At 34.2% G+C, this 9,220-nt stretch carries 5 protein-coding genes and 2 pseudogenes; 4 read left to right on the forward strand and 3 right to left on the reverse strand.

Annotated elements, in window-relative coordinates; all coding sequences use genetic code 11:
• Positions 1-153: 153 nt before the first annotated feature.
• The gene (locus C564_RS0130365) at positions 154-1,824 is read right to left on the reverse strand and encodes an IS200/IS605 family accessory protein TnpB-related protein (protein ID WP_018768063.1); all 1,671 of its coding nucleotides are present in this window, start codon (positions 1,822-1,824) and stop codon (positions 154-156) included.
• A 278-nt stretch (positions 1,825-2,102) separates the two neighbouring features.
• A complete protein-coding gene (locus C564_RS0130370) occupies positions 2,103-2,633 on the reverse strand; it encodes a GNAT family N-acetyltransferase (protein WP_018768064.1) in 531 nt (176 codons plus the stop codon).
• 210 nt (positions 2,634-2,843) lie between these two features.
• On the opposite strand from C564_RS0130370, the gene C564_RS0130375 reads away from it, so the two are divergent.
• Entirely contained in the window at positions 2,844-3,224 is a 381-nt protein-coding gene (locus C564_RS0130375; RefSeq protein ID WP_026008764.1) for a VOC family protein, read from the forward strand.
• A gap of 1,256 nt (positions 3,225-4,480) precedes the next feature.
• Positions 4,481-7,369: a collagenase ColA gene (gene colA / locus C564_RS0130380; RefSeq protein ID WP_018768066.1), complete on the forward strand. Its 2,889-nt coding sequence runs from the start codon at positions 4,481-4,483 to the stop codon at positions 7,367-7,369.
• Positions 7,370-7,622: 253 nt separating this feature from the next.
• On the opposite strand, the pseudogene C564_RS38335 reads toward colA, so the two are convergent.
• Positions 7,623-7,809, reverse strand: a pseudogene (locus tag C564_RS38335) (hypothetical protein).
• Positions 7,810-8,043: 234 nt separating this feature from the next.
• Between C564_RS38335 and C564_RS0130390 the strand changes: the two are divergent.
• Both C564_RS0130390 and C564_RS0130395 read left to right on the forward strand, forming a co-directional pair.
• Positions 8,044-8,811 carry a hypothetical protein gene (locus C564_RS0130390; RefSeq protein ID WP_003209854.1) on the forward strand — a complete coding sequence of 256 codons (768 nt, stop codon included), beginning with the start codon at positions 8,044-8,046 and terminating at the stop codon, positions 8,809-8,811.
• A gap of 110 nt (positions 8,812-8,921) precedes the next feature.
• Positions 8,922-9,220, forward strand: a pseudogene (locus tag C564_RS0130395) (phospholipase); the annotation flags it as partial.

Consider the following 9,220-nt stretch of genomic DNA (forward strand, 5'->3'; position numbering starts at 1 on the left):
CGACCTATTCTATCTTCCGTGGAAAACAAAACAGGTACAGCTACTTTTTTCTTATATCGAGGTGTAGAACACTTTGTCATGCATCCAGTTCCTAGACTTGTTATCTGCTCTGGTAACAAGTGTAAGAGACTGGGACAAGGTGTTCTTTTTTCTTTATGCAAACAATTTTGTTAGCTTTTTCTTTTCACTTTCAAATACGTCTAATCGCTCGATCTGTAAGGCCTCTTTCGGCTGATCTACATCGTATAGCTGATAGAAATGATGCGTGCGAATATCCAATCGATTGTTTAATTGATGCCAATGGCTCCAATGATGGGCGTCTTTATTGGGAATATAAGGATGAAGCACCCCAGGTACTTTTTCTTTATACCCTAACCCTCGGCGACCAATCGTAAAAGCCGAGGATTGATGAATAGAGATACCGAATTTCCGCATATATTTCATCTTGCCTGCAATCGAAGTGTAAGCAGGATTGACTTGAAAGACAGCCACATCCCTTTTATCTGCACGCCTGAGAATCGCACTTGTCATCTTCTCATAAGCGAACATACTCTTCATTCGATTTGCTCGCTTATTTCCGTATCCATCACCTGTCTTTGATTGTGTGGTATCTAAATTCTCGATGACAATCGGCTTATTATACCGCTCCGCTAAGTCAACTAAACGAATGGCTTCCACTTCGATGATCTTTGTGATTTGTCCGGTGGATTTACCTAGAATCGAAAAATGGAGGGAACCACTTCCTTTATAATTTCCATCCTTTGTTACATTTGCCCACGCAAAATGCTCGAGATTGCAATCTACACCAATAACACCATCTGCTTTACTATAATTCGTGTTTGGATTTTCCGGTACATCGACTAAACATTTTACAATGTAATATTCACCATGGTCTTCCACAGACCACGCAATCGGTTTACCGTTTTTTTTCTTATTTTTACACTGTAATTGGTTTGTAATTACTCCTTCAATGATTTCTTGTCCATACGGGAATATAACAGCCGGAAACATAAGTGTTTTTCCTGTACTTGTCGTCATCCATAATTCTTGTTTCTCCATCACATACTGGAATACAAAATTTCCGTGTTTCGCATCTTTACGACCAGATAGAATGAGTTGTTTATTTCGAGCGCGGGAAAAGAATGTTTTCCATTTGTCATGATTCTGCACGAACTCCTCGATTGTAAATTGAGACCGAAACAGTTTTTTACTCCCGAATACTGCGCTCGGAATATGCGTTTTGTATGATGCGAGTTTCTGCTTTAAACGGTATTGCCGGTGGGTCAAACGACCGATTTTTGCCTGAATCCTTTTGATTTGAACATCTAAGTACTGGTGCTCAAACAGATATTTATTCAGCCAAATCAATGTGTCTTCTTTACGAGATAAGGAGACGATCTTGTTGTGCCTCGCAAAGCGAGTGTTTTTCGGAAACATCAACTTTCCTTTCACACAACTTTGTTTGATCTTACGAAGATTTATCAGTTTGGTCCGTTCTTGTTTCAATTTTTTCTTAAGTTTCCCCAGTTTCTCTTGTGTTTGTTTCTCATATATTTTTTGTAACTCCATTAAACCTGTAAACAACGATTTTGCTTCTTGTACCGCGCTGTTTGTGTAGTAATCATTCAATTGATAGTTCCGCTTGAGAACGAGATGAAGACTATCTGTATGCAGCTTACGACTCCAACGTTTTTCTCGGACAATCGTTTGAAACGCAAAGCGTTTCAAACGATTGAATGTTTCGATTGTCTCTGTCAATGTATCTACCATTTCATGCGACAAATCTGTCTTATAGATCCGTTTCGAAAAAAACGCTTTCTTCACCTGTTCTCACCCCATTTTGTTTGATAAGACCATTATACAACAAAACAAACATACGTTCTATAAGAAGGTGGTTTTTCCTTGAGAAAAGAAAAAAACGATTCATCTCCCACCTTCACTTCGTTTAGAGGAGGGGGATGAATCGGTTAAAATGATAAATCTTAATTTTTGTTAGATTAATAAGGGTGTTCAATATAAATGATAAAAGCCGATTTCCGTAGTTTATAGGAGAACGGCTTTTATTGTGTGGTACCTGTGAGTGTCTTGTGGTTAAAATTTCACTAAACGAATTTATACATAAGAATATCATCCACATATTCATTATCATTCATTTTAAATTCATTCATTTTACGTCCCTCTTCAATGAAACCCATCTTTTTGTATAAAGAGATTGCGCTATGATTTGTAGAGAAAACTCCTAAACTTACTTTCTCAATGAGGGGATTTTTTTCTACCCAGTCTAATAAAGCTTGTAGTAGCATTTTCCCAATTCCGAGTCCTCTGTAATTTTTACTGATCATGATTCCAAAGGAACCTGTATGAGACAATCGCTTTTTATTTTCGCTAAGAAATACAATCCACCCAACAACTTCACCATCTTTTTCAGCTACAATTAACGTTTCTCTTTCATTCTTCAATACACCTTGTACCCATTCTTTTTGCTCGGATGACGTTTTATTAAATTCTTCGGATAACGAAATGAGAAACTTGCCTTCGGAAACAACGGATTTCTGTATGTCTAAAATGGCCTCGGAATCTTCTATTTTTCCTGTACGAATCATGTAGCTGGCAGTATCTTTTGAAATTGACAATTATATTCCCCCTTATAAAATATTTTGTTAATATTCTATCTTTCTTTTATAATCTCCTACTTAAACGAAAATGCTTCGTTTCTTTTAGAAGGAAGTTTTCATTTCTTGGCGTATCTATTAAGTTGTCACGGGGTTTCAGAAACCTTGGCGATGGAAAGAATTAGAAGCATCGGGTGTGGTATTTACTTATATAAGGGAGTGGGGAAGTCTATGATTCATAAAGTTGGTCAAATTATATTGTATGTAAATAACCAAGATAAGGCAGTGGATTTTTGGACAGAAAAAGTAGGGTTTACTGTAGTTTCTGAAGAAAATAACGATCAAGGAATGAGATGGATTGAAATTGCTCCAGCAAAGGGCGCAGAAACAAGCATCATTCTGCACAATAAGGAATTCGTTGCTAAGATGTCACCGGGATTAAATCTTGGTACACCTTCTTTAATGTTTTTTACGGAAAATCTCGATGAATTACGAAGCAACCTATTAAATAAAAATATCACAGTCGGAGAAATTGTAAATATGCCTTCTGGCAGAGTATTTAACTTTGCGGATCATGAAGAGAATTACTTTGCTGTGATGGAGAAGAAATAAATTGCCAAAAACCCCTTATTTTTGAACAAAAATCAGGGGTTTTTTCTATGTTTTATAATCACACATATTTGTTAAACACTGCACTACATTGGGCTCTGATTTTTTAAACTTGTTGTAAAGGGCGGAGAGTTTCTAGTGTACCTTTTTTAGTAAAGGACTATGGAATGGAAATATTCGGGTTATTTAATACAGGCATTGTTGTTGGGAGTGTTATAGGTGAAATAATATTTTCTCTATTTGTAATTTCTAACGCTAGACCAATACGGAGAAAAAACGTTTAAAATAATTGCCTTGTTTTCAGGAGTAGATGGACTTATGGTGCTAGATGGTTTGTTGAGCAGTCAGCTAGAAAATCTGAATAAAAACTTAGCTTGATAGCGATGTGACGAGTCCCCTAAATCTAATATTCAGAGATTAGATACAATTATCCTAAAGCTTTTATATAAAGTGAAACTTTAATCAGTGGGGGTTTTCTCCATCCCCCACTGATTATTAGTTGAACGAATCGGGCTTTTACGGACAGTTCATCTCGCACCTAACTTCTTTGCTTTCGCTGAATTTTGAGGTGGGAGTGTTACTGTCCGTTAATGCGGGATAAAAAAACGAAAGACTTTTGTAACATTTATGAAAGGGAATTGAAATATTTATATACTAAGATGAATATATCGAAGGTGATTTTATTTCAGTCTGAAGTAAAAAGTATTAGCAATGTATAGTATAATTTCATCTTTTGTATTCATGTAGAGATGATAAAAAAAGGGAGAGATTGCATAAATCTAAATTAAGAAAAGTATATGATTATCCAGTAGATATTTGATTAACTCTTATATCTAAGTAAAAAACAGAAAATCAAGCTCAGCTTCATTATCACTAGCATATAGAGATAACTTTTATTATCCTGGTAGATTCTCATACAGATATGATATTGTTGATCTATATTACTACAATGAACCTGGTTGTACTAAATCTATAGGATTAAATAATTTACAAAAGGCTCAAGTAATTTACAAAATATTTATCATTTAGCATATTCAATTTGATTTAAAACAATAAGATTATAAACCACAGAAAGGTACTCATTCGACACTCAGTAGAGTGCCTTTTTTTGTTCAAATTATATCAAAACGTATCATTTTCTTTTTGATATAGTATTCTAGTGTACAGAAATATACAAAGAAATAATATGAAATATCATATTTTATATTATGTTATATTAATAATGTGTTTTTATGGATTTTATAAATGGAGGAAATGTTATGAACAAGAAATCAAAGTTTACCCAAATGATGCTCGGTATTAGTACAATGGCCTTATCATTTGGAAGTATTCAAACACAAGTATCAGCGGAAGAAAATACACCTTATAATGTGTTACAAAAGAAACCAATTGGGATAGAAACTTCAACGGATGAAATTGCACATTCTACAAAAGCAGACGAAACATTGTCTTATGAAGAACGTTTAAAAGTAGGCGATTTTTCACAACGTCCAGCTCCGGTCGTGAAACGAGCAGCGGCAAAACAATTTCAGCAAAAGTATTCTGTGGCAGAGCTGAATAGAATGAGTGATGACGAATTAATTGATACATTGGCAAATGTTAGTTGGGATCAAATTACAGATTTATCTCAATTTAATCAAGAAACAAAGGCGTTTTATCAAAATAAAGGGCGAATACAAGTTATTATTGATGAATTAGGTCGCCGCGGAAGCGCATTTACAAAAGATGATACAAAAGGAATTGAGACGTTTGTTGAAGTATTATATTGCGGTTTTTATTTAGGCTTTAATAATAAAGAATTAAACTATTTAAATGAGCGAAGCTTCCATGATAAATGTTTACCTGCATTAAAAGCAATTGCAAAAAATCCGAATTTTAAACTTGGTACAAATAAGCAGGATAAAGTGGTATCTGCATACGGTAAATTAATTAGAAATGCTTCTTGTGATGCTGAAACGGTTCAATATGCAGGTAATATTTTAAAGCAATATAACGATAATATTTCTACATATGTAAGTGATAAGAATAAAGGGGACGCCTTGTATAATCTTATCCAAGGGATTGATGAGGATATACAGTCTTACTTGAATGGTACAAGGAAAAAAGCGGACGAAACAATATGGTATGGGAAAATTGATGGCTTCATAAATGAAGTCAGTCGAATGGCTCTTCTGAATCAAGTGACAACAGAAAATAGTTGGTTAATTAATAATGGTATTTATTATGCTGGTCGTTTAGGGAAATTTCATAGTAATCCAAATAAACCTTTAGAAGTACTTACACAAGCAATGCATATGTACCCTCGTCTAAGTGAAGCTTATTTTAATGCTGTAGAGCAAATTTCAACAAACTATGGTGGAAAAGATTATAACGGAAATACAGTAGATTTAAAGAAAATCCGTGAAGAAGGCCAACAGCAGTACTTACCAAAAACGTATACATTCGATGACGGTTCTATCGTATTTAAAACAGGAGATAAAGTAACGGAAGAAAAGGTTAAGAGACTATATTGGGCTGCTAAAGAAGTAAAAGCGCAATATCATCGTGTAATTGGAAATGATGCAGCGTTAGAATCAGGGAAAGCTGATGATGTACTGACAATCGTAATTTATAATGATCCATATGAATATAAACGAAATAGCCAACTATATGGATATGATACGAATAATGGTGGCATTTACATTGAAGGAAAAGGAACGTTCTTTACATTTGAACGTACACCGCAGCAAAGTAGTTATACTTTAGAAGAATTGTTCCGTCATGAATTTACACACTATTTACAGGCAAGATACGAAGTTCCAGGAGCATGGGGACAAGGAGAATTATATCAAAATGAACGTATGACTTGGTTTGATGAAGGAAATGCAGAATTTTTTGCGGGATCTACTCGTACGAATAACGTTGTTCCGCGCAAAAGTGTAATTAAAGGATTATCATCTAATCCTGCAGAACGTTATACAGCAGAACGAACATTATTTTCGAAATATGGATCATGGGATTTTTATAATTATTCTTTTGCACTGCAGTCTTACTTATATACTCATCAATTTGAAACTTTCGATAAGATTCAAGATTTAATTCGTGCAAATGATGTGAAGGGTTACGATGCATATCGTGAAGCTTTAAGTAAGGATCCAAATTTAAATAAAGAATACCAAGACTATATGAAGCAGTTAATTGATAATCAAGATAAATATAATACCCCACAAGTATCAGATGATTATTTAGCTGAACATGCACCAAAGCCACTAGCTGATGTAAAGAAAGAAATTGTAGATGTAGCAAAGATAAAAGATGCAACAATTACAAAGCATAATTCTCAATTCTTTAATACGTTTACATTAGAAGGAACATATACAGGCGGCGTAACAAAAGGAGAATCTGAGGATTGGAAAGCGATGAGCAAGCAAATCAATCAATCTTTAGAACAGTTAGCGCAAAAAGAATGGAGCGGCTACAAAACAGTTACAGCGTATTTTGTCAATTATCGTGTGAATGCGAACAATCAATTTGAATACGATGTTGTATTCCATGGTGTTGCAACGGGAGAAGAAGAAAAACAGACGATTAAAGTAAATATGAATGGACCATACAATGAGATGTTAAATGAAAAAGTTGAGTTTCATAGTGATGGCACAGAAAGCACAGGTGGAAATATTGTTTCTTATCTTTGGGATTTTGGAGATGGTACAACAAGTACAGAAGCAAACCCTACTCATGTATATGGAAAAGAGGGGACATATACTGCAAAGCTAACAGTGAAAGATAATAAAGGAAAAGTAGGCCGAGGACAAACAACGGTTACTGTAAAAAAAGATGAACCAGTAGGACATGGATTTGACAGTGCAAAGGCAATTCGTTTTAATAAGCTTTTCAAAGGAAATATGGATATGCCTAATATGGCGTATATGTACACATTCAATGTTACATCTCCAAAAGAAGTAGATGTTTCCTTTATAGATGAACAGGGAATTGGAATAAAGTGGGATGTATATCACGAATCAGATTTAGGAAATCCTGTCATTACGGGCCAAGCGGATGGAAATAATATGAAAGGGAAATTTGAAGCGAAACCTGGGAAGTATTATGTAGTTGCATTTTTTGAAGAGGAAAACAGAAAGGGAACATATTCATTATTAGTAAAGTAAATTCGTTTAATCGTATATAACGACGAAAAATAATGAATAAGAGACTTTTGCTATTCCTTGTTCATCTGTTTAACAAAGAATAATTTAATATTCGAGAAAAAATTGAATTAAATAAAAAAGAATCCCTTAATTCCTTTTGGGATTCTTTTTCTTGTTTAAAGTTTGCTCACACAAATGATCTGCACATCAATTCATCTTTGATATACAGATCATTTGTATGATAATTTTTATAAATAATTGCGGAATAATGAACTTACATAAATGCTTTTAAAAGCTCTTGTACGGCTGGAATTAATCCACCTAAAAATTTTAAAACTGCCATTGCGATTGCCATGTTATTTCCTCCTCTTTTTATGTGTTAAGATGTGGTACATCTTTATGTTTTTATTATAGTAAGCGCTTACATTAATATCAACACATTTCGATATGCAATATTGCATAATTATATATAATTTATATATATGATTAAATAAATTAACGATAAAGCTAATGAACATGCAGGTTTCCTTCTTTGTGTGCTAGTTTCATCAGCAAATACGTCAGACCTTTGAAAGACTTTTGTAACATTTATGAAAGAGAAATGAAAGATTTGCCAGATAGGATGAAGTTGATCTACTAGTAGACGATGCGCGCAAGTGGTAAAACCATTAGTAAAAATAAGGAGGAGTTAAGACATGTTTATGAAAAGAAAACTGTCTATATTTACATTTTTAGCACTAATATTTAGTTTGATAGTAACTGTTTTTCCTACAAATTCTGCTTATGCAGCTGAGGACGATCGTATACTTGATATTTATGGTGATCCAATTACCACAAATAAAGATTACATACTAGTAGACAAATATTTGTGGGTGACAGGTATTCCTTTTGAAAAACGAGTAGCACCCGTAGGTCAGAATAGACTTGGAATAACTTATGAGAAGTTTGCGGGTTGGCATTATGTAATTCAATATAAAAACTCGTCTTATTACGGTGCTGCTGAAAAGCATAAGGATACAAAAGGTAATGAGTATTATGGTACACCTATCAATTTTGAAGCACCGGCTGGAGTAGAGAGTGATGGATATATAAGAAATAATACTCCAATTACAGTGTCAATGTGGATTGGGGGATCAAATGCTGATGCAGGAGGAACAAAAAAATATGTAAATGCAGGCAATCGAAGCTGGATCTATTTTAGTGACCAATCAAGAAGCACTTTAACAGTTAAGAAAAAAAATTCGAAGGAAATAGATTTAGTAACAGGAAAAACGGATTATCTTAGAGATAAATTTGGTAGACCTACTGACTGGTATAATGCAGATCCACAGCAATCTAGTTATGGAGTTACAACAACTTTCCAGCTAGAGACTTCAGAGCAACCATTTGCAAATCAAGATAAATTGTGGGGAATATCTGCCCCTGAAGACTACGCTGGCTATGAATTAGTACCTTTACAATAAAGCAGCTATTAAAACTATCTAACTTACGCATTGTTCAATATATTTGCTAATAAGTTGCAATAAAAGCATATGAACGAAATTTAGATTATACATCAATTGGAGGAATATTTATGAAAAGAAAAATTTTTGCTATAGCTTCTGTAATTGCTTTAACAGCTCCTATTCAAAGTGTGGCGTTTGCACATGAAATTGACCGCCAAGATCCACCTATTGCTCTAAAATGGTCAGCGGAATCTGTACATAATGAAGGAGTAAGTTCTCATTTATGGATTGTAAACAGAGCCATTGATATTATGTCCCAAAATACGACTGTGGTGAAGCAAAATGAGACAGCTCTATTAAATGAATGGCGTACTAATTTGGAGGAAGGCATTTATTCTGCAGATTATAAAAACCCATACTATGATAA

This window comes from Bacillus sp. 105MF, from assembly GCF_000374885.1.
Lineage (GTDB): Bacteria > Bacillota > Bacilli > Bacillales > Bacillaceae_G > Bacillus_A > Bacillus_A pseudomycoides.

Excerpts from the sequence above, each read along its gene's own strand:
- C564_RS0130375 (WP_026008764.1), top strand. The coding sequence starts at position 2,844 with ATGATTCATAAAGTTGGTCAAATTATATTGTATGTAAATAACCAAGAT.
- colA (WP_018768066.1), top strand. The coding sequence starts at position 4,481 with ATGAACAAGAAATCAAAGTTTACCCAAATGATGCTCGGTATTAGTACA.
- C564_RS0130390 (WP_003209854.1), top strand. The coding sequence starts at position 8,044 with ATGTTTATGAAAAGAAAACTGTCTATATTTACATTTTTAGCACTAATA.